At 61.6% G+C, this 18,995-nt stretch carries 18 protein-coding genes and 2 pseudogenes; 7 read left to right on the plus strand and 13 right to left on the minus strand.

Translation table 11 applies throughout. The features are described 5' to 3' along the window. Positions 1-9 precede the first annotated feature (9 nt). The 5 genes from ACZ1HA_RS01495 to ACZ1HA_RS01515 all read right to left on the minus strand — a co-directional run bounded on the left by ACZ1HA_RS01495 (position 10) and on the right by ACZ1HA_RS01515 (position 4,983). Entirely contained in the window at positions 10-750 is a 741-nt protein-coding gene (locus ACZ1HA_RS01495; protein WP_472712591.1) for a sugar phosphate isomerase/epimerase family protein, read from the minus strand. 59 nt (positions 751-809) lie between these two features. Continuing rightward, positions 810-1,886, minus strand: coding sequence for an ABC transporter ATP-binding protein (locus tag ACZ1HA_RS01500; protein ID WP_472712592.1), 1,077 nt, complete (start codon positions 1,884-1,886; stop codon positions 810-812). A gap of 6 nt (positions 1,887-1,892) precedes the next feature. Continuing rightward, a complete protein-coding gene (locus ACZ1HA_RS01505) occupies positions 1,893-2,798 on the minus strand; it encodes a carbohydrate ABC transporter permease (protein ID WP_375228702.1) in 906 nt (301 codons plus the stop codon). Next, positions 2,791-3,684 (minus strand): carbohydrate ABC transporter permease, encoded by an 894-nt coding sequence (locus tag ACZ1HA_RS01510; protein ID WP_375228701.1) that lies wholly within the window; start codon positions 3,682-3,684, stop codon positions 2,791-2,793. The genes ACZ1HA_RS01505 and ACZ1HA_RS01510 overlap by 8 nt, the downstream gene beginning before the upstream one ends. A 72-nt stretch (positions 3,685-3,756) precedes the next feature. Beyond that, positions 3,757-4,983 carry an ABC transporter substrate-binding protein gene (locus ACZ1HA_RS01515; RefSeq protein WP_472712593.1) on the minus strand — a complete coding sequence of 409 codons (1,227 nt, stop codon included), beginning with the start codon at positions 4,981-4,983 and terminating at the stop codon, positions 3,757-3,759. A 175-nt stretch (positions 4,984-5,158) separates the two neighbouring features. Here ACZ1HA_RS01515 and ACZ1HA_RS01520 point away from each other — a divergent pair, with 175 nt between their 5' ends. After that, a complete protein-coding gene (locus ACZ1HA_RS01520) occupies positions 5,159-6,217 on the plus strand; it encodes a LacI family DNA-binding transcriptional regulator (RefSeq protein ID WP_472712594.1) in 1,059 nt (352 codons plus the stop codon). A gap of 25 nt (positions 6,218-6,242) precedes the next feature. Here the strand turns inward: ACZ1HA_RS01520 and ACZ1HA_RS01525 are convergent, their stop codons facing one another. Together ACZ1HA_RS01525 and secG are read right to left on the minus strand one after the other, a co-directional pair. Continuing rightward, positions 6,243-7,889, minus strand: a complete 1,647-nt coding sequence (locus ACZ1HA_RS01525) for a CTP synthase (RefSeq protein WP_436397803.1) — start codon at positions 7,887-7,889, stop codon at positions 6,243-6,245. Positions 7,890-8,062: 173 nt separating this feature from the next. Further along, positions 8,063-8,427: pseudogene (gene secG, locus ACZ1HA_RS01530) on the minus strand (preprotein translocase subunit SecG). Between the two features lie 305 nt (positions 8,428-8,732). On the opposite strand from secG, the gene nthA reads away from it, so the two are divergent. From nthA to ACZ1HA_RS01545, 3 genes and pseudogenes are all read left to right on the plus strand, one after another. Continuing rightward, entirely contained in the window at positions 8,733-9,344 is a 612-nt protein-coding gene (gene nthA / locus ACZ1HA_RS01535) for a nitrile hydratase subunit alpha (RefSeq protein ID WP_472712595.1), read from the plus strand. Then, positions 9,341-10,014, plus strand: a pseudogene (nthB, locus tag ACZ1HA_RS01540) (nitrile hydratase subunit beta). The gene nthA and the pseudogene nthB overlap by 4 nt, the downstream one beginning before the upstream one ends. Further along, a complete protein-coding gene (locus ACZ1HA_RS01545) occupies positions 10,011-10,319 on the plus strand; it encodes a nitrile hydratase accessory protein (RefSeq protein WP_472712596.1) in 309 nt (102 codons plus the stop codon). Before nthB ends, ACZ1HA_RS01545 begins: the two are co-directional and overlap by 4 nt. Before the next feature lie 90 nt (positions 10,320-10,409). Here the strand turns inward: ACZ1HA_RS01545 and ACZ1HA_RS01550 are convergent, their stop codons facing one another. After that, positions 10,410-10,643 carry a hypothetical protein gene (locus tag ACZ1HA_RS01550; RefSeq protein ID WP_375228696.1) on the minus strand — a complete coding sequence of 78 codons (234 nt, stop codon included), beginning with the start codon at positions 10,641-10,643 and terminating at the stop codon, positions 10,410-10,412. Between the two features lie 25 nt (positions 10,644-10,668). Then, entirely contained in the window at positions 10,669-11,064 is a 396-nt protein-coding gene (locus tag ACZ1HA_RS01555) for a DUF6524 family protein (protein WP_375230889.1), read from the minus strand. 132 nt (positions 11,065-11,196) lie between these two features. On the opposite strand from ACZ1HA_RS01555, the gene ACZ1HA_RS01560 reads away from it, so the two are divergent. Together ACZ1HA_RS01560 and ACZ1HA_RS01565 are read left to right on the plus strand one after the other, a co-directional pair. Then, entirely contained in the window at positions 11,197-12,492 is a 1,296-nt protein-coding gene (locus ACZ1HA_RS01560; RefSeq protein ID WP_472712597.1) for an adenylosuccinate synthase, read from the plus strand. An 8-nt stretch (positions 12,493-12,500) separates the two neighbouring features. Continuing rightward, positions 12,501-12,725, plus strand: a complete 225-nt coding sequence (locus ACZ1HA_RS01565) for a DUF2842 domain-containing protein (protein ID WP_472712598.1) — start codon at positions 12,501-12,503, stop codon at positions 12,723-12,725. A 55-nt stretch (positions 12,726-12,780) separates the two neighbouring features. Here ACZ1HA_RS01565 and ACZ1HA_RS01570 read toward each other — a convergent pair whose 3' ends face one another. Then, positions 12,781-15,093, minus strand: a complete 2,313-nt coding sequence (locus ACZ1HA_RS01570) for a hypothetical protein (protein ID WP_472712599.1) — start codon at positions 15,091-15,093, stop codon at positions 12,781-12,783. Between the two features lie 137 nt (positions 15,094-15,230). On the opposite strand from ACZ1HA_RS01570, the gene ACZ1HA_RS01575 reads away from it, so the two are divergent. Next, positions 15,231-15,956, plus strand: coding sequence for a thiamine diphosphokinase (locus tag ACZ1HA_RS01575; protein WP_472712600.1), 726 nt, complete (start codon positions 15,231-15,233; stop codon positions 15,954-15,956). On the opposite strand, the gene ACZ1HA_RS01580 is transcribed toward ACZ1HA_RS01575, so the two are convergent. The 3 genes from ACZ1HA_RS01580 to ACZ1HA_RS01590 form a co-directional block, all read right to left on the minus strand. Beyond that, positions 15,883-16,788 (minus strand): DMT family transporter, encoded by a 906-nt coding sequence (locus tag ACZ1HA_RS01580; RefSeq protein ID WP_472712601.1) that lies wholly within the window; start codon positions 16,786-16,788, stop codon positions 15,883-15,885. The two genes, ACZ1HA_RS01575 and ACZ1HA_RS01580, sit on opposite strands and share 74 nt — an antisense overlap. 82 nt (positions 16,789-16,870) lie before the next feature. After that, positions 16,871-18,244 (minus strand): L-serine ammonia-lyase, encoded by a 1,374-nt coding sequence (locus ACZ1HA_RS01585; RefSeq protein WP_472712602.1) that lies wholly within the window; start codon positions 18,242-18,244, stop codon positions 16,871-16,873. Then, on the minus strand, positions 18,245-18,934 hold the full coding sequence (locus tag ACZ1HA_RS01590) for a glutathione S-transferase family protein (protein WP_472712603.1): 690 nt from the start codon (positions 18,932-18,934) through the stop codon (positions 18,245-18,247). It abuts the gene before it with no gap. Positions 18,935-18,995: the final 61 nt, after the last annotated feature.

Below are 18,995 nucleotides of genomic sequence, written 5' to 3' on the forward strand. Positions count from 1 at the left end.
ATATTTCCCTCAGAATGCCTGAACGCTCGCGAGAGACCGCGACGCCATACGTTTGTGGTCGTTCGGATTGTCGTGCTCGATCACGTAACGTGACACGCCCGCCGCATCCATTTCCGCCTTGATCGCGGGCCAGTCCATGATGCCGAAACCGACATCGGCCCAGCCGTCCTCGTCCGTGTTTTCGCCGCTCTGCGCCACGTCCTTGACGTGAACGGCAGCCAGGCGTCCGGCGAAGCGACGCACCCAGGCCACCGGGTCTTCGCCCGCGACATGTACCCAGGCGAGATCCAGTTCGATCTGGATGTCGTCGGAGGCCGCCGCAATCAGATCAAGGGGCATGTGGCCGTCGACGGGGACCATTTCAAAGTCATGGTTGTGCCAGGCAAAGCCGAGGCCTGCCGCGCGCACCGGTTTGCTGGCCGCCGCAACACGTGCGCCGAATGCTTTCCAGCCATCAACGGTGTCGGGGCGGTTTTCAGCGGCCAGATAGGGGATGATCACCGTTTCGATGCCGATGGTCTGCGCGATGCTGATCACCTTTTCCGGGTCAGCCTCTACCAGGTCGAGTGCGAAATGCGCGGTTGGCATGGTCATGCCGTGTGCATCCAGCAAAGCACGGGTCCGGGCCGGATCCTCAAAGTAGGGGCCGAAGCCCTCAACCTCTTTGACGCCCAGATCTGCGAGCATGGCGAAGGTTTCCGCCACATCCCAGTTGCGCGAGGAGTAGAGCTGATAAGAAATGGCAGCCATGTGCTGTCCTCCTGAATGGTGCCGGCGCGGGGCCGGTCGGGTGAAAGGCTGCTGACGTGTCAGAGCCTCAGTTCGGTTTTGGTGTCAAAAAGCGAGGCCCGTGACGGATCAACGCCGATCGTGATGGTTTCGCCCATGCTGACCCGGGCCTGACCTTCCATGCGGACACGGAAGGGGTGACCCGCAACGTCGCAGTCGACCAGCGTGTCGGACCCGGTGGGCTCAATCAGGCTGACGGTCACCTCGTTCTGCCAGGGCGCATTACCCACCAGCTCGCCGGTCACAATGTGCTCGGGCCGGATGCCAAGTGTGGCGGGGCCGTCGGTCACTGGCCCGGAGAATTCATACGCGGACAGAGGCACGGACAGCCCGCCCACCTCAAAATGACCGCCCCGGATTGTGCCTTCGAGGAAATTCATCGACGGCGACCCGATAAAACCCGCCACATAACGGTTCACGGGCCGGCAGTAGATTTCCTCGGGCGAGGCCAGTTGCATGATCTGCCCGTCGCGCATGATTGCGATCCGGTCGGCCAGTGTCATCGCCTCGATCTGGTCATGGGTGACGTAGATCATTGTGTTGCCGAGATTCTGGTGCAGCCGCTTGATCTCGACGCGCAGATCCGCGCGCAGCTTGGCATCCAGGTTCGACAGCGGCTCATCAAAAAGAAAGACATCCACATCGCGCACCAGCGCGCGGCCGATGGCGACCCGCTGGCGCTGGCCACCTGACAGGGCTGCCGGTTTGCGTTTGAGCAGCGGCTCGATCTGGAGGATTTCCGAGGCCCTTTTGACCCGCTTTCTGATCTCGTCTTTGGGCAGTTTTGCGTTCTTCAGACCAAAGGTCAGATTTCCTTCGACCGTCATCTGCGGGTAAAGCGCGTAGGACTGGAAAACCATGCCGATGCCCCGTTCAGAGGGCTCCGCCCATGTTACGTTCTGGCCGTTGATAAAGAGCTGTCCGGCGGTCACATCCAGCAGACCGGCGATGCAGTTTAGTAGTGTTGATTTCCCGCAGCCTGACGAGCCCAGAAGCACCAGGAACTCGCCCTTGCTGATTTCCAGGTTCAGGTCCTGCAGCACTTTGACGGCGCCGAAGGCCAGATCGAGGTTTTTGATTTCCACTGAGTTGGTCATGTGGCGTTACCCTTTGACAGCGCCAGCAGCGATGCCGCGGACGAAGAGTTTTCCGGAGACGAAGTAGATGGTCAGCGGCACGAGACCGGTAATGATGGTCGCGGCCATATTGACGTTGTATTCCTTCACGCCCTGGCTTGAGTTGACGATGTTGTTGAGCTGCACGGTCATCGGATAGGCATCCGGGCCGGTGTAGACCACGCCGAACAGGAAATCGTTCCAGATGCCGGTGATCTGCAGGATGACCGCCACGGTGAAGATTGGCACCGACATGGGCAGCATGATGCGGAAGTAGATGCCCCAGAACCCGGCACCATCCACGCGGGCGGCCTTGAAGAGTTCTTCGGGCAGCGAGGTGAAATAGTTCCGGAAGAGCAGCGTCAGAATGGGCATGCCAAAGATGGTGTGCACGATCACGAGGCCGGTGAGTGACCCGTAAAGCCCAACCTCGCGCAGCATGATCACGATGGGGTAGAGCATGATCTGATAGGGGATAAAGGCCCCGAAAATCAGCACGGTGAAGAAGGCGTTGGCCCCTCTGAACCGCCAGTTCGCCAGCGCGTAGCCGTTGACCGAGGCAATGATAATCGACAGCAGCACCGAGGGAATGGTGATTTTCACGGAGTTCCAGAAGCCGGCGCTCAGACCCTCGCAGCTCAGGCCGGTGCAGGCCTCGGACCAGGCTTTGACCCAGGGTTCAAAGGTCACTTCGAGCGGCGGGGCAAAGATATTGCCGACGCGGATTTCGGGCATGCCCTTCAGCGAGGTCACGATCATGATGTAGAGCGGCAGCGCATAATAGGCGGCCACCACGAATAGCGTACCATACAGAAAAATGTTGCGGCGCGACAGGGCGCGGGTGGGTTTCGGGCCCTGCGGGCCTTCGAGCACGGGTCTGGAGAGATCAGCCATGTTTCCTGCCTCCGCCGAATTCGAGGATGGCCCAGGGGATGACCACCAGCGCCACGGTCACGAGCATCATCGTGGACGCGGCAAAGCCCTGGCCGAGATTGTTGGCGCCGAACATCATGTCGTAGACGTATTTGGCGGGCACCTCTGTGGCGATGCCGGGCCCGCCGCTGGTCTGTGCGACGATCAGGTCGTAGAGTTTGACGATGCCGGTCACGGTCAGCACGAGCGTTGTCACAAACACCGGGCGCATCATCGGGATGACCACAAAGATATAGGTTTTCCAGGAGGGAATGCCGTCCACGCGCGCGGCTTTCCAGACCTCCTGGTCGATGCCGCGCAGGCCCGCCAGCATCAGGACCATCACCAGGCCGCTGCCCTGCCACAGCCCCGCGATCAGTACCCCAAAGATGGCAATCTGGGCGTTGTAGAGCGGATCGAAGTTAAAGCTTTCCCAGCCCATGCCGCGCACGATGCTCTCGACGCCGAACTCGGGGTTCAGGATCCATTGCCAGACCAGCCCCGTGACCACAAAGCTGAGCGCATAGGGGTAGAGGATGACGGTGCGGATTGTATTCTCAAAGCGGATTTTCTGGTCGATCAGGGCGGCGAGCACAAAGCCGATCACAAAGACCAGCACTAGCATGCAGACCCCGTAAATGGCCAGGTTTTCAATGGCGACCAGCCATTTCTTGGTGCTCCACAGCCGTTCGTACTGGTCAAAGCCCACCCACTTGAGGCGCGGGAGCAGACCGGAACCGGTGAAGCTGTAGACTATGGTCCAGGCTGTGCCGCCGACGAAGACAAAAAGGGCTGTCACGATCATCGGGATCGAGGCGATTTTTGCGTTCAGATTGCGGAACAGCCGGTTCGGGCGCTGTGAAGCCATCGGCCCTCTCCCATCGGCTGTGAAACTGTCTGCGGACATGCCCCACCGGCACGTCCGCAGACGGGGTCGGGATCAGTCGGCCCGGTCGATGATTTTGACAAACTCGGCCTGAGCGTCCTCGGGCGACATCGACGCGTCAGCGAAGAACTCAGTGAAGAGCGTCTTGAGCTGATCCTGCGTGTCGGGTGTCACCAGCTGGTTGGTGTCCGGCAGGAGCGCGCCGGCTTTCAGCAGATCAAGGCCCTTGGCCATGCAGTCATTGGCTGCATCCAGGTTCACGTCACCGCGCACCGGCAGAGACCCTTTTTTCAGGTTGAAGGCCACCTGTGTTTCCGGTCTGAGCATCAGCCGCGCCAGTTCCGTCTGAGCCGCGATCTGATCTTCGTCCGAGAGCACGGGGAAATAGAAGGCATCACCGCCTGTGGACAGGCGCGGGTTCATGCCCAGACCGGGCAGACAGCTGTAATCCTCACCTGCGGTGACCTGCGCTACGGCCATTTCGCCCTGCGCCCAGTCGCCCATGATCTGACCACCGGCATCGCCCTTGATCACCATCGCAGTGGCATCATTCCAGTTCTGCACGTTGGAGTTGGCGGCCATGCTGCGCGCATCATCGGCAGCTTTGAACACGCTGGCGACTTCGGGGCCACCGGCCACGGCAGTGTCCTTGTCGCCGTAAACTTTAGTGTAAATTTCGCTCGGCAGCAGGCTTGCAATCAGCACGCTGAAGGCACCGGCCTGTTGCCAGCCCTGCTGCCCCATGGCCATCGGGATCTTGCCTGCCGCCTCGAGCGCATCTGCTGAGCCTACAAATTCGGTCCAGTTGGTCGGCACGGGCACGCCCGCGTCCTCATAGGCTTTGTGGCTGACCCACAGCCACTGCCAGGAGTGGATGTTCACAGGGGCGCAGTAAATGCGGCCGTCCACAGTGCAGGACGCCAGCAGGGACGGCGGGTTCACCAGCTCTGTCCAGCCTTCAGCCTCAGCAATGTCCGTGATATCGCGCAGCAGGCCTGCCTCGATCAGCTCCTCGGCCTGACGACCATGGTTGAACTGGAACGCGCCCATCGGGTCGCCGCCGACGATCCGGCTGACCATGACCGGGCGCGCATTGTCACCGCCGGCGATGGCCGCATCGACCCATGTGTTGCCGGATGCGTTGAACGCATTGGCAATCTCTGTCACCGCGGCGGCTTCGCCACCGGATGTCCACCAGTGCATGACTTCCAGCTCTGTTGCTGATGCGCCGGACGCGGCGACAATTGCCGTCGCTGCAAGCAGTTTCGATATCCGTTTCATAGACCATCCTCCCAAGGCTATAACGTTATAGTAAAAATCTATATCGTTATAGAAAATCCTTGCAAGCATTTTTTTGGGACCTTTATAGTTGTGAGGCGCGACCGGAAAGTTTCGTGCCTGCACGGGGTGCAGAGCGGATTGCTTCGGGCTAAAGTCCGGTCAGCGGGGGGAACTGATGAAACGCAGCACACGTGAAGCTGGCCTGTTGAGCGCCGAAGAGATGATGGCTCTTGTGCAGCCGGGCGAGCGGCCGACACTGAAAACCATATCACGTATCAGTGGCTTGGCCGTGGCCACGGTGTCGCGCGCGCTGGGCGACGCGCCTGACATCGGGCAGGAGACCAAGGAGCTGGTGCGCCGTATCGCGACGGGCATCGGCTATGTGCCGAACCGTGCCGGTGTCCGCCTCAGAACGGGGCGCACGAATGTCATCACGCTGGTGGTTCCGGCCGAAGTTGATGTGATCAACAATACGTCGAAACTGACGAATTCTATCGCACAGGAGCTCCGCGGCACGCGGTTTCACCTCAATGTGCTGCCCTGGTTTCCGGATGAGGATTCGCTGCGTTCGATCCGCTATATCGTCGAGACACGATCCGCGGATGCGGTGATTTTCAACATGACCGAACCGGAGGACCCGCGTGTGGAATATCTGCTGCAGCAGGGGTTCCCCTTTGCCACGCATGGCCGGACGAAATGGTGCGACCGGCATGCCTATTACGACTATGACAACAACGCTTTCATGGGTGTGGCACTGAGGCGGCTGGCGGCGCGCAACCGGCGCAACGTGCATGCGATCCTGCCACCCACGAACCAGAACTACGCCCAGGACATGATACGCGGGCTGCGCGACCATGGCCGGGATCTGGATATCAGCTACCGGATTGCCGAGAACGTGGACAGCGACCGGCCCTCCGATGAGATCCGCCACTGGATCAGGCAGCGGTTGTCCCGGTCGCCCGAGGTGGATGCGATCATCTGTACGTCATCGCGCACCGCCATTGCCGCGATTGTCGCCATTGAAGAGCAGGGCAGACGTCTGGGCCAGGACATCGACGTGCTGTCCAAAGAGGTGGTGCCGATCCTCAGGATGTTCCGACAGGACATTATGGTTGAGTTCGAGGATGTCAGCGACGCCGGGCGCTTTCTGGCAAAAGCGGTGATGCAGCAGCTGCTGAAACCGGGCGAAAAACCGATGCAGTTTCTGAAAAACCCGGTGGAAAGCGCCGACTGACGCGGCGCTTTTTGCGGGCGGACGGTCACACGAGACGTGATATTTCCTTGGCTGCGCGCACAAAGTCGCGGAACAGCGGATGCGGATCAAAGGGTTTGGATTTCAGTTCCGGGTGGAACTGGACGCCGATGAACCAGGGGTGATCCGGCCATTCAATGATCTCGGGCAGTTTGCCATCGGGTGACATGCCGGAGAACACCAGGCCCGCCTCTTCGAGCTTGTCGCGGTATTTGATGTCGACCTCATAGCGGTGGCGGTGCCGCTCGTCGATGGTGGTGGAGCCGTAGACTTCGGCAACTTTCGAGCCTTCGCTGAGCACCGCATCATAGGCCCCCAGACGCATGGTGCCGCCCTTGTCGTCACCGACCTTGCGGCTGACCTTGGCGTTGCCCTGGACCCATTCCTTGAGGTGATAAACCACCGGCTCAAAACGCTTTTTACCCGCTTCGTGGTCGAATTCCTCGGAGCCTGCGGATTTGATGTCAGCCACGTTGCGCGCGGCCTCGATCACGGCCATCTGCATGCCCAGACAGATGCCCAGGTAGGGGACGTTGTTTTCACGGGCGTATTGCGCGGCTTTGATCTTGCCTTCGGTCCCGCGTTCGCCGAACCCGCCCGGCACGAGGATGGCATGGAACCCTTCGAGGTGCGGGGCCACATCATCAGCGGTGTCGAAAATCTCTGCATCGACCCATTCGACCCGCACCTTCACGCGGTTGGCCATGCCGCCGTGGGTCAGGGCCTCGGCGATGGATTTATAGGCGTCTTCAAGCTGCGTGTATTTGCCGACAATGGCCACGCGCACCTCGCCTTCGGGGTTGTGCACCCGGTCCGAGACATCATGCCAGACCGTCATGTCCGGCTTCGGCGCGGGCGAGATATCAAAGGCGTCCAGCACCGCCTGGTCGAGCCCCTGTTCGTGATAGGCCAGCGGCGCGTCATAGATCGTTTTGAGGTCATAGGCGGCGACCACGGCCTCTTTACGCACATTGCAGAAGAGCGCGATTTTTTCGCGTTCCTTTTCCGGGATCGGCTGTTCCGAGCGGCAGACCAGAATATCGGGCGCGATCCCGATCGACTGCAGTTCCTTGACGGAGTGCTGCGTGGGTTTGGTTTTCAGCTCGCCCGAGGCCGCCAGCCAGGGCAGCAGCGTCAGATGCATAAAGATGCACTGGCCGCGCGGTTTGTCATGGCTGTACTGGCGAATGGCCTCAAAGAAGGGCAGGCCTTCGATGTCGCCTACGGTGCCGCCGATCTCGCAGAGCATGAAATCGACCTCGTCACCGCCCACATCAAGAAAGGATTTGATCTCATTTGTGACGTGCGGGACGACCTGGATCGTTTTGCCCAGATAATCGCCGCGCCGTTCTTTTTCGAGCACGTTGGAATAGATGCGGCCGGAGGAGACCGAATCCGTCATACGCGCGGGTACGCCGGTGAACCGTTCATAATGCCCGAGATCCAAGTCGGTTTCGGCACCATCATCGGTCACGAAAACCTCACCGTGCTCGAAGGGTGACATGGTGCCGGGGTCGACGTTCAGATAGGGATCGAGCTTGCGCAGACGAACCGAGAAGCCACGGGCCTGGAGCAGCGCACCGAGTGCCGCGGAGGCCAGACCCTTGCCAAGGCTGGAGACCACACCGCCGGTGATAAAGATGTAACGCGCCATGTAACGATGCTCCCGTGCGTCTGTTGAGGCCTGTCTGAAAAGGCCCGGATCAGCCATGAATCTTCACAGCACCACGGGACTTAAGTGTATCAGGATTCGCGCGGCAATGGCAAGGCGAACCGCAACATCATGTTGCGAATTCCGGCCATGCCGCAAAGTGTAGTTAACTCAGGTTAATCGAGGGTCGGAACCAGCGGAGCGTTGTCACCCTGCGCCGGTGGCAGCAGATCATCGCCTTCGGGCGCTGCAGGCGCGCTGTTGTCCGCCGAGGGGGCGCTGCCACGCCAAGCCGGTCAACAACCGACGATCCGGTCGCATTCTCAGCGGCGAAGATGGTCAGCGTGATCGACGTGCAGATAAAGGCGATGGCCAGCATCCAGGTCACTTTGCCAAGCGCGGTTGCCGCAGCCCGCCCGGAGACGGCGCCGCCGCCACCGCCGCCCATACCGAGCCCACCACCTTCGGAGCGCTGCAGCAGCACCACCGCAATGAGCGCGAGCGCAAGAATAAGGTGGACGATCAGGACGACGTTTTCCATTGAGACCTGCAGATTTCGAATTAGCCTGCGCGCTATCTAGGCAAGTTTGCCCCGCGCCGCAAGGGAGGATCGGCCTGCGCTGACGCTTTCCCGGACACCGAAAACCGCCGCACGGAGGCGACGGTCTGGCGAAGCGGTGCTCACATGCGCGCAACTAAGAGGGTTATCCTGGAACTGAGGCGCAGCAGACTCACTTCTTGGTCTGAGTATACCACAAAAGTGCCCGTTCAGGTTGCAGAAAATATCACGCAACTGTGGGGGGTTCCGCGCTGGACATGGGCAGAGGGCCGGGCAATGATGCCGCCATGCCCCACGATCACCATGACCACCCGCACGACCGTCTGCCCTCTGATCCTGCGCTGCGCGTGCGCGCGCTTGAGACGCTTCTGACGCAGAAAGGGCTGATTGATCCTGCGGCCCTGGACGAAATCATCGACACCTATGAGAACCGGATCGGCCCGCGAAATGGCGCCCGGGTCGTGGCGCGTGCCTGGACGGACGCGGATTTCCGCGCGGCCCTGCTGGAGGATGCAACGCCCGTTGTGGCGGAGATGGGTTTCTATGGCCGGCAGGGTGAACACATGGTGGCGGTGGAAAACACCGATGAGACACATAACATGGTCGTGTGCACCCTGTGCAGCTGCTATCCGTGGCCGCTGCTGGGTATTCCGCCGACCTGGTACAAATCTGACGCCTACCGAGCACGCGCCGTGCGCGAGCCGCGTAAAGTTCTGGCCGAATTTGGCGTGACACTGCCCGAGGATACCGCCGTGCGCGTCTGGGATTCCACCGCAGAGGTCCGGTATCTTGTGATCCCGCAGTGCCCCGCGGGCACCGATGGCATGAGTGAGGACGACCTGATGGCGCTGGTGACACGGGACAGCATGATCGGCACCGGCCTGGCGGTGACCCCGTGACCCGGCCGCATGATATGGGCGGCCGTTTTGGTGACGGCCCGGTGATCCCGGAAGCGGAGGGCGAGGTTTTTCACGAAGACTGGCACGCCCGCGCACTTGCGGTGACGCTGGCCTGTGGGGCGCTGGGCAAATGGAACATCGATGTCTCCCGCCATGCACGCGAATGTCTGGCGCCCACGGACTACGCGCGGTTTTCCTATTACGAGAAATGGATGGCGGGCCTTGCGGATCTCCTGGCCGGCACCGGCGTTGTCAGCACCGAAGAGCTGGCAGGGGGGCGGCCACAGAAAGTCCGCTTGCACACAAAGCGATGAAGGCGGATGCGGTTCCCGGCGTTCTGGCCGCCGGTGGACCGGCGGACCGGCCCAGTGATATCGCGCCGGTTTTTGGCCCCGGAGACGCGGTTGTGACGCGCAATATCGCTGCCAACACGCTGGTCGATGGCGGGCACACACGCCTGCCGGTCTATGCCGCCGGCGCGCGGGGCCGGATTGTTCGGTACCATGGCACGCATATCCTGCCGGACAGTTCCGCCCACAGGCTGGGCGACGCGGCAGAGCCGCTTTATGCGGTGGCCTTTCCGGCATCCGAGCTCTGGGCGCATCCGGAGCATCCGCGCGATGAGGTCGTGCTGGACCTCTGGCAGAGCTACCTCGCGGCAGCGCCATGAGCCGCCCTGAGCCGGTCTTTTCCGAACCCTGGCACGCGCAGATTTTTGCACTGACCGTGCATCTGAATGAAGCGGGGCATTTTGCCTGGGCCGACTGGGCGGCGGCCTTCGGCGCCACGCTGAAACGCCACGGGCTGTCGCGGGAACTGGACGGTGGCGCGGATTATTTCGATGCCTGGCTGGAAACGCTGGAAGCCTTTCTGGGGGAGCGCGGGATGGCCGGTGCGGCGGAACTGCAGAAGATGAAAGCCGCCTGGGAGGCCGCCTATCTGCGCACGCCTCATGGTGCGCCGGTGCGGCTTTAAAGCATCAGGCGAAGCCCCTGGTTTTCGGAGCGCTGCATGAACCCACAGGTTTCAATGCATTCCGTGCTGAACCGGGTTTCCGGTATGCTGTCAGAGGCTATCGTCCGGGCGCGCAGGGCGGGAGGTCAGCCCGGCCTTTTGCAGAAACCGCCTGAAACTGCCACGGGCTGGCATTAGCGGCAGGCGCAGTTTCGGGCGTCCTGCCTGGCGGTCAAATTCATGCATGTCGATGACACGCTCGGCGCAGCCGCAGCCTTCGCCCAGGCCCACTTTGGCGTAGTAGAACTTCTGGAAATCTTCGGGGCGGTCGGTTCTGCGTGTCATGCCGCACAGTCTGCCACGGTCTGCGTCATTCGTCCACGTCGTCCATATCCGCCTGGCCGGAAAGCGCGCGGCGCACGTGGCTCCAGCTCAGGCCGATACCCAGCACCAGCGACAGTGCTGCAAGCCCCAGCCAGACGTTTAGCCCCGGTTTATCCAGATCAACCAATCCCAGATCGCGTAGCACCCAGACGGAAGCCGCAAAGATAGCAAGGACCAGTGTCATCCCAAGACCACCGATCGAACGCAGCGTGGCGCGCAGATAGATGATGTAGCCCACTGTCAGCAGCAGACCGGCCAGCACCGCGACCGAGAGATTCTGGCCGCCATAATCCTGTACCCAGCGGATATAATTGTATTGCGTCGGGTTGAAAGTCGCGGCCAGCAGGATGAGCGCGCAGAGCCAGCGGGTCAGAAATCCCATCAAATCCATATCTTAACGCTGCCTCTCTTGCCTCTGCGGAAATATCCGCGGACCGGGTCAAAAAGTCCATGGCACACCGGCGGCGGGCCAGGTATACCGGCGCCGGTTTAACCCGGATGAAAAGGACCCGCCATGGCCAATGTTGTCGTTGTCGGCGCCCAGTGGGGCGATGAGGGAAAAGGCAAAATCGTTGACTGGCTCAGCGAACGTGCGGATGTGATCGCGCGGTTTCAGGGCGGGCACAACGCGGGCCATACCCTGGTGATCGACGGCAAGGTTTATAAACTGAACGCGCTGCCGTCGGGTGTGGTGCGGGGCGGGAAGCTGTCTGTCATCGGCAACGGCGTGGTGCTGGACCCGTGGCATCTGCTGGGCGAGATCGACACGATCCGGGGGCAGGGTGTGGATATCACGCCTGAGACGCTGATGATTGCCGAGAACACGCCGCTTATCCTGCCAATCCACGGCGAGCTGGACCGGGCGCGCGAAGAAGCCGCCAGCAAGGGCACCAAGATCGGCACAACCGGGCGCGGCATCGGCCCGGCCTATGAGGACAAAGTGGGCCGCCGGTCGGTGCGGGTGGCGGACCTTGCAGACCCTGCCACACTGGAGGCGCGCGTGGACCGCGCGTTGCAGCATCACGACCCGCTGCGCCGCGGCCTGGGCATTGAGCCCGTGGACCGCGACGCGCTGCTTGCGCAGCTGAGCGAAGTGGCACCCGAAATTCTGAAATACGCTGCACCTGTCTGGAAGGTGCTGAACGAAAAGAGAAAAGCCGGCCGGCGTATCCTGTTTGAAGGGGCGCAGGGCGCGCTGCTCGACATCGATTTCGGCACCTATCCGTTTGTGACCTCGTCCAATGTCATCGCGGGACAGGCGGCCACGGGTGTGGGCATCGGTCCGGGGTCAATCGACTATGTGCTGGGCATCGTGAAGGCCTATACGACCCGCGTGGGCGAGGGGCCGTTCCCGTCGGAGCTTGATGATGCGGACGGTCAGCGCCTCGGCGAACGGGGTCACGAATTCGGCACGGTCACAGGCCGCAAACGCCGTTGCGGCTGGTTCGATGCGGTGCTGGTTCGCCAGACCTGTGCGACATCCGGCGTGAACGGGATTGCCCTGACCAAGCTCGACGTGCTCGACGGGTTTGAGACGCTGAAAATCTGTGTGGGCTATGAACTGGACGGGAACCGGGTGGATTATCTGCCCACGGCCGCCGATCATCAGGCACGCTGCACCCCCATCTATGAAGAGATGCCCGGCTGGTCCGAGAGCACCGAGGGCGCGCGCAGTTGGGCTGACCTGCCGGCCAATGCGATCAAATACGTGCGCCGCGTGGAAGAGTTGATCGACTGTCCGGTCGCTCTACTTTCTACCTCGCCGGAGCGGGATGATACGATTCTCGTCACGGATCCCTTCTCTGACTGAGGTGTGACATGACGTACAAGACCCGCCGGCGGCTGTCGCTGCTGATCCTGCTGATCGGGCTGCCGCTCTATATTATTATCGCGGTGTCTCTGGTGAGCCTGATGGACCGGCCCTCCATTCTGGTGGAGCTGCTGATCTATGTGGGTCTGGGCGTGCTGTGGGCGATTCCGCTGCGGGCGGTGTTCCGCGGGATCGGGCAGGCGGATCCGGACGGGCCGGACGGCGGCGCCTGACGCAAAACGGCGGGACGGGGCCCGCCGCTTCACTCCAGGGTCATAAGATATTGGTTCAGCCTGCGGCGCGTTCGTCCGGGCGGTACCCGATTGCATCTGAGGCGGCAAAGCGGCCTCCCTGCATTTTTTCGATTTTACCGGCGCGCAAAAGCTGGCCAAAGCTGCGCAGACCATCCTCGCGGGTGCAGTCGCCCCCCTCGGCCTGGCGCACGCGTGTCATCAGCTGCGGGCGCGAGAACTGCTCCTGCCCCTCAACAAACGCCATGTAGGCTGCGGCTGCTTCGAGCAGCTCCGGCAGTTTCGTGGCACCCACTTCTTCGGCAAAGGCTGCAAAGCCGGTGTCAGACGCCATGTCGGCATCATCAGCGAAAGCCGCGGCAACGCGGCGCGGTGCCACTGGTGCCGCCGGTGTTTCATCATCGCTGATGCGCTGTTCTGCGACCAGTTTCAGAGGTGCGGTCTGCGATGTCTCGGGCCGGTCCGTGCGTGTCGGTCCGTCCGCAACCGGGCGGCGCGGTTTGACCACTTCGGCCAGATCGCTGCGGTAAGCATCCGCGGCGGCGCGGCCCTTCTCTTCGTCCGCATCCATGGATTTGTCTGCAAACCGGGCGGCAACAGCGGCGCGCAGGTGCGCAAACGCGCTGCGGCGTGTTGCCCCCTCGGGTTCTTCCATCTGATGATCCGCTTCGGCCATCAGACGCGATACATCTACGCCTGCATCCTCGCCGATGTCCGGCAGCGTGTCCCGGGCGGCCGGCCGGTCAGCGATGCTTTCGCCGGCCTCCTCTGCGTCCGCGTCAAGAGTCTCCAGCGCACCGCTTTCCAGCGCGGCGTCCAGCTCCTCGGTGCTGACTTTCATCACACGGGCAGTGACCGGGGCGTTGCTATCCTCCCCACCAGCGGCTTCCGGTTCTCCGGCGTCGTCTGCTGCTTCCGCGACTACCGCTCCGTCGTCGTGGATGAACGCGTCCGGCGTGTCGAAGGGTTCCTCGACCACCTCCGTCTCAGCGTCGTCCCGTGCGAAGAGGTTTTCGTCTTTGTCTGTGCTGAATTCTGTCTCATCTGTTCTGACATCCTCCATTTCCCCGACGTGAATGATTTCTTCCGCCTGAGCCAGGTCTTCAAAACCGGCCACTGCTGAGTGCTCAGGTTCAGTTTGCTCAGATGAACCGGTCTCCGGCTCCATTTCTGCGTCTTCGTCGGCCAGACCCCCGGCTTCGATGCGCTGAAGCATCGCTGAGAGGTCATCTTCATCTTCGCCGGTGTCTGCGGTCACGTCCTCTGTGGCATCGGAAAGATCGGCTGAAACCTCATCTGCGGCAAATGCGTCGTCGATCCCAGCGGCCGCGGCCGTGAGAGTGTCAGTTTCGTCCTGGTCTGTTACGCCTTCGAATTCTTCGTCAGCGCTGGAAAAATCCGGCATGGGCGTGCCAGCAAATTCGACAGGCGGCGGCGCACTGTCGGCGATTTCCTCCTCGTAGTCCACGTCAACATCCGCATCGGCATCGTCATGCCGCGAGACCACGGCACGGATGCGGGCGAGCCGGTCTGCAATGCTCTCGGAGCGCGCCATGCCTGTGTCTTCGGCCAGCGGGACGTCTTTGCCTGCGATTTCTGTGTCTGGTGTTACAAACCCGGGCATTTCCACTTCCGTGGGTGCATTTGCATCGGCATCAAAGAAGGTGTCTTCGACTGCAGGGCTGTCAGCAAAGAAAGCCGCAGCATCTTCGGCCACCTCAACCGGTGCAGCAGGAATGGTTTCAGCCGGTGCCGGTTCGGCGGTGGGCTCTGTGGGGGTGTCGAATGCCATATCGAGAGGGGCGGGCGCTTCATGCGCTTCCGCAACCGCGACTTCCGCTGTTTCTGCGGCGACGGGCGGAACCCATGCTTCCTCAGGTGCCGGCATTGCGGGGTCAACCGCGGCTTCTGTGGCGATGGGTTCCGGTGCCCATGCGGCAGGCTGTGGGGCGGGCGTTTCGGTGGGTGCGATGTCTGCAGGTGCCGGCTCCTGCTCGGGCATAACCTGCGGGGCGGCTGCCGATGCAGTTGCCGCAGCTGCTGCAGGCGCAGCCGGTGCGTCATTGTTTTCGGGTGCAGCAGCCAGGCCATCCCCGTCCTGCGCCTTCAGCATGATCCTGCCGTCCTGTTCACGTGCTTCGACGCGGCGCGACACTTCGCGTTCGGCGATCCGTGCCAGCAGTTCGGCATCAGGTTGCGGAGGTTCAGCGCCAAAGTACCGGTCATCGGCGGCCAGATCGCGGAAGTATTCCGCGATCGCTTTCATGGTATCAAAACTGTCGTCAAAACCTTCAAGGGTGCAGGAAAATGTGCCGTATGAAACTGTAAGTATCTTGTTATTATTCATCATGGGATGCTCGTCCTCAGTGATTATCAACAAGATATTTACCATGATGGCGGATGCCAAACCGGTGCGAATCTGTGATCATTTCCGTATCATTTCGTGGCGACATTGTGTCTTACTTCTGTGAAGGGCGTTAAGCTTTCGTGAAAAACTCCATCTTTTTCAGCGATCTACCGCTTATTCTCGTGGGCGGTGGGCAGGTCGGGCGCACAGACTTTAGCACAGCACAGACTGTGGCAAAGCATTGTGTTGCAGCAGATGGTGGTGCGGCGGCCGCACTGGCTGCAGGCATGATGCCCAAGGCTGTGATCGGTGATCTGGATTCGGTTCCTGCCGCAACGCTGGAGCAGATACCATCCGACAGGATTCACCACATTGCTGAGCAGGACAGTACCGATTTCGATAAGGCGCTGCGCAACATCGACGCCCCGCTCATTCTGGCCATCGGGTTCTGCGGCGGGCGGATCGATCATCAGCTGGCTGTTTTCCATACATTGACAGTGCGCTGCGACAGCCCGGTCATTGTTATCGGTGAAGAGGACATCGTCTTTCTGTGTCCGCCCCGTCTGAACCTGGACACAGACGCGGGTCTCCGGGTGTCACTGTTCCCGATGGGGCCCGTGACGGGCCGCTCGGAAGGACTGCAGTGGCCGATTGACGGTCTGCAGTTTGCGCCGGGTCTGAGATCCGGCACGTCAAACCGGGCGACGGGCCCGGTGGGGCTTGAAACAGATGATCCGTTCATGCTGTGTCTGTTGCCCCGGGAGGCGCTGGGCATGGTCGCGGCAGCGCTTCTCAGGCCTGAACAGCAGCGCGCGCGCTGGCCCGCTCGCGCAGAACGATATAAAGACCTGCCGCCATCGTTATGACGATACCGGTTGTTGCCATCGGGTTGGGCAGATCGCCGAAGACGATGAACCCGATGACCGTGGCAAAGGGAATTTCCAGATACTGCATCGGCGCAAGTGTGGCAGAGGGCGCATAGCGCAGCGACCAGGTCATCAGCAGGTGAGCCGCGGTGCCCAGAAGGCCGATGCTCAGCAACAGCGTCCAGTCCATGGAGGAAACGGCGATCAGCTGAAGCTGGTCGAAACTGCTGCCCTGAAACAGCGCGAAAACCGGGATCATAATCAGTACCGCAATGACGCCGCTCACGGCCTGAAGGCCGATGGGGTCGGTCTGTTTCGCGATCTGCCGCGTGACCAGCATGAAAAACGCAAAATTCAGCGCGACACCAACCGGCAGAAGCGCGGGCCATCCCACCGCGGCAAAACTGGGCTGCACAACCAGAAGGGTACCAACGAATCCTACCGCACAGGCCGCAATACGGCGGCTGCCGACCTCTTCACCAAGCGCGTAATGGCCGAGGATCAGCATGATGAAGGGCATGACAAATGCGATGGCTATTGCGTCGGCCAGGGGCAGGTATTTGAGTGCGGTGACCATCATGCCGATGCCTGCAATGTGCAGCACAGTACGCAGAACAGTCAGCGAAAACACACGCCCGTTCATTTTCCACGCCCTGCCGGTCAGCCGGACAAGCGGCACGAGCACCACAGCCTGGACGGCAAAACGGACGATCACAAGCTGACCCACGGGTACGGTCTGGCCAAGTATTTTCGCCACCGCGTCCCCGACAGGCGCGAGAATGCAGAAACCAAGCATCAGCATGATGCCAAGCAGGGGACGGTCCATGGACATTGGCGGACGTTACGGCGCGCCCGTGGCTATTGCAAGCAAAGGTTGAGGTATTTTGAACGGGCATTCAGTGGTGCCCGTTCTGTCAGCAGTTGGGGATATTCACGGCCAGCCCGCCCAGCGAGGTTTCCTTGTACTTCTCGGACATATCCGCCCCGGTCTGGCGCATGGTTTCAATACAGGCGTCGAGGGGCACAAGGTGCGTGCCGTCCCCGCGCAGTGCCAGGGACGCGGCTGAAACGGCCTTGATCGCGCCGAGGCCATTGCGTTCGATACAGGGCACCTGCACGAGACCCTTGACGGGATCGCAGGTCATGCCGAGGTGATGTTCGAGTGCAATTTCCGCCGCGTTTTCCACCTGCTGCGGTGTGCCGCCCATCACGGCACACAGCCCGGCGGCCGCCATGGCCGCAGCGGAGCCCACTTCGGCCTGGCAGCCGGCCTCGGCCCCCGAGATCGAGGCATTGTATTTGACCAGCCCGCCGATGGCTGCCGCAGTCAGAAGGAAGTCCTCGACGTGGGCCTCCGAGGCGCCGGGCACATGGTCCAGATAGTATTTCAGCGTGGCGGGCAGCACCCCTGCCGCCCCATTCGTCGGGGCGGTCACCACCTGACCCCCGGCGGCGTTCTCTTCGTTCACGGCCATCGCGTAAACGCTCATCCAGTCATTGATCGTATGCGGGGCGGTCAGGTTCATCCCGCGCTCTTCCAGCAGTTTGTCATGGATGCCTTTGGCGCGACGCCTGACGTTCAGGCCGCCGGGAAGCGTCCCCTCGTTGCTCAGGCCCCGTTCGATGCAGTCGTTCATCACCTGCCAGAGGCGCGCGGTGCCGCTGCGCAGATTTGCGTGGCCGACGCGGCTGTCTTCGTTGGCGCGTTTCATCTGGGCAATGGTTTTGCCTGACGCTGTGGACATTTCCAGCATTTCGGCTGCGGATTTGAAAGGAAACGGAACAGGCGCGCCGTCGTCTGTGTCTTTACCGGCGGCCAGTTCGGCCTCTGTCATCACAAACCCGCCGCCGATGGAATAAAACGTTTCGCGCAGTGTCACGTCGCCCTGCGCGTCCGTGGCCATCAGGATCATACCGTTGGCATGCCCGGGCAGCGGGTTGTCATAATCAAAGATCAGATCATTGGCCGGGGCAAACCGCATTGGCTGCAGGCCCGCAGGTTCGATCATGCCTGTTGCGCGGATTTCCGTCAGGACAGCTTCGGCTTTGTCTGCATCATAGGTGTCAGGCACAAATCCTGCGAGGCCCAGGATCGTCGCGCGGTCCGTTGCGTGACCAACACCGGTGAAGGCGAGACTGCCATGAAGCGACGCGCGCAACCCGTGAAACGCAAAAGGAGAGGCGCGCATCATGTCCAGGAAGCGCGCTGCAGCCATCATGGGCCCCATGGTGTGAGAGGAAGACGGGCCGATGCCCACCTTGAACATATCGAAAACGGACAGGAACATCTAAAGAGCACTCCCTTCGGGTGGTTCTGGCGCACAGGGTGCGGTGAACGGTGTGGGCCCCAGGCCTTCGGCGGCCTGTGCCGCGCGGGTGCTGTCGCGGTCTTCGAGGTGCGACGCCATGGTGTACAGGGCAGGGAATTGTGTGAGGTCAAACCAGCTGCGGTCAAAATCGCGCGGGTACAGCGCGCACCACCGCAGCATCGCGCAGGTGTACCAGTCGAGGATGTCCGGTTCGTGACCAACAGGCATCGCATCATTCAGCAGGGTCAGGTGGCGATTGATCGCTGTGCAGGAGTACTGACGCAGGCGGGCCTGATCCGCAGCGCCGGGCCCGACATAAACGTGAGCATAGAAAAGCCGGCGCAGTTCGGCATGCAGGGTGTTGGACGCAAAAAACAACCAGCGCAGCCGCGTCCCGCGTGCGGCGTTGTCCGGCGCGGGAAACAGAGCTCCATGGCGGTCGGCCAGCCAGAGCAGGATAGCGGCGGTTTCAGAGATGATACCTTCGGGCGTTTCCAGCGCGGGGATCAGACCTGTGGGGTTGACCACGAGATATTCAGGCGAGCGCTGGGCGCCTGCGGCGCGGTCGACAAGACGAGTCTCATAGGCTGCCCCCAGTTCTTCCAGCACAAGACGGACCGGCAGCGAGGCGTTATCGGGCGCATAGTGGAGGAGATAAGGTGAAGCCATACCGCGGAGATAGTGCATATCGGTACGGGGGCGCGACGGAAAACGACGCCGGGTGACAGAA

It is taken from the genome of Roseobacter sp. S87, from assembly GCF_055693285.1.

Coding starts and splice junctions, on each gene's coding strand:
- ACZ1HA_RS01590 (WP_472712603.1), bottom strand. CDS start 18,934: ATGGCTTCACCTTATCTCCTCCACTATGCGCCCGATAACGCCTCGCTG.
- ACZ1HA_RS01555 (WP_375230889.1), bottom strand. CDS start 11,064: ATGGGATTTCTGACCCGCTGGCTCTGCGCGCTCATCCTGCTGGCCGCG.
- ACZ1HA_RS01515 (WP_472712593.1), bottom strand. CDS start 4,983: ATGAAACGGATATCGAAACTGCTTGCAGCGACGGCAATTGTCGCCGCG.
- ACZ1HA_RS01550 (WP_375228696.1), bottom strand. CDS start 10,643: ATGACACGCAGAACCGACCGCCCCGAAGATTTCCAGAAGTTCTACTAC.
- ACZ1HA_RS01520 (WP_472712594.1), top strand. CDS start 5,159: ATGAAACGCAGCACACGTGAAGCTGGCCTGTTGAGCGCCGAAGAGATG.
- ACZ1HA_RS01585 (WP_472712602.1), bottom strand. CDS start 18,244: ATGTTCCTGTCCGTTTTCGATATGTTCAAGGTGGGCATCGGCCCGTCT.
- ACZ1HA_RS01570 (WP_472712599.1), bottom strand. CDS start 15,093: ATGATGAATAATAACAAGATACTTACAGTTTCATACGGCACATTTTCC.
- ACZ1HA_RS01580 (WP_472712601.1), bottom strand. CDS start 16,788: ATGTCCATGGACCGTCCCCTGCTTGGCATCATGCTGATGCTTGGTTTC.
- ACZ1HA_RS01560 (WP_472712597.1), top strand. CDS start 11,197: ATGGCCAATGTTGTCGTTGTCGGCGCCCAGTGGGGCGATGAGGGAAAA.
- ACZ1HA_RS01495 (WP_472712591.1), bottom strand. CDS start 750: ATGGCTGCCATTTCTTATCAGCTCTACTCCTCGCGCAACTGGGATGTG.
- nthA (WP_472712595.1), top strand. CDS start 8,733: ATGCCCCACGATCACCATGACCACCCGCACGACCGTCTGCCCTCTGAT.
- ACZ1HA_RS01505 (WP_375228702.1), bottom strand. CDS start 2,798: ATGGCTGATCTCTCCAGACCCGTGCTCGAAGGCCCGCAGGGCCCGAAA.
- ACZ1HA_RS01525 (WP_436397803.1), bottom strand. CDS start 7,889: ATGGCGCGTTACATCTTTATCACCGGCGGTGTGGTCTCCAGCCTTGGC.
- ACZ1HA_RS01545 (WP_472712596.1), top strand. CDS start 10,011: ATGAGCCGCCCTGAGCCGGTCTTTTCCGAACCCTGGCACGCGCAGATT.
- ACZ1HA_RS01500 (WP_472712592.1), bottom strand. CDS start 1,886: ATGACCAACTCAGTGGAAATCAAAAACCTCGATCTGGCCTTCGGCGCC.
- ACZ1HA_RS01565 (WP_472712598.1), top strand. CDS start 12,501: ATGACGTACAAGACCCGCCGGCGGCTGTCGCTGCTGATCCTGCTGATC.
- ACZ1HA_RS01510 (WP_375228701.1), bottom strand. CDS start 3,684: ATGGCTTCACAGCGCCCGAACCGGCTGTTCCGCAATCTGAACGCAAAA.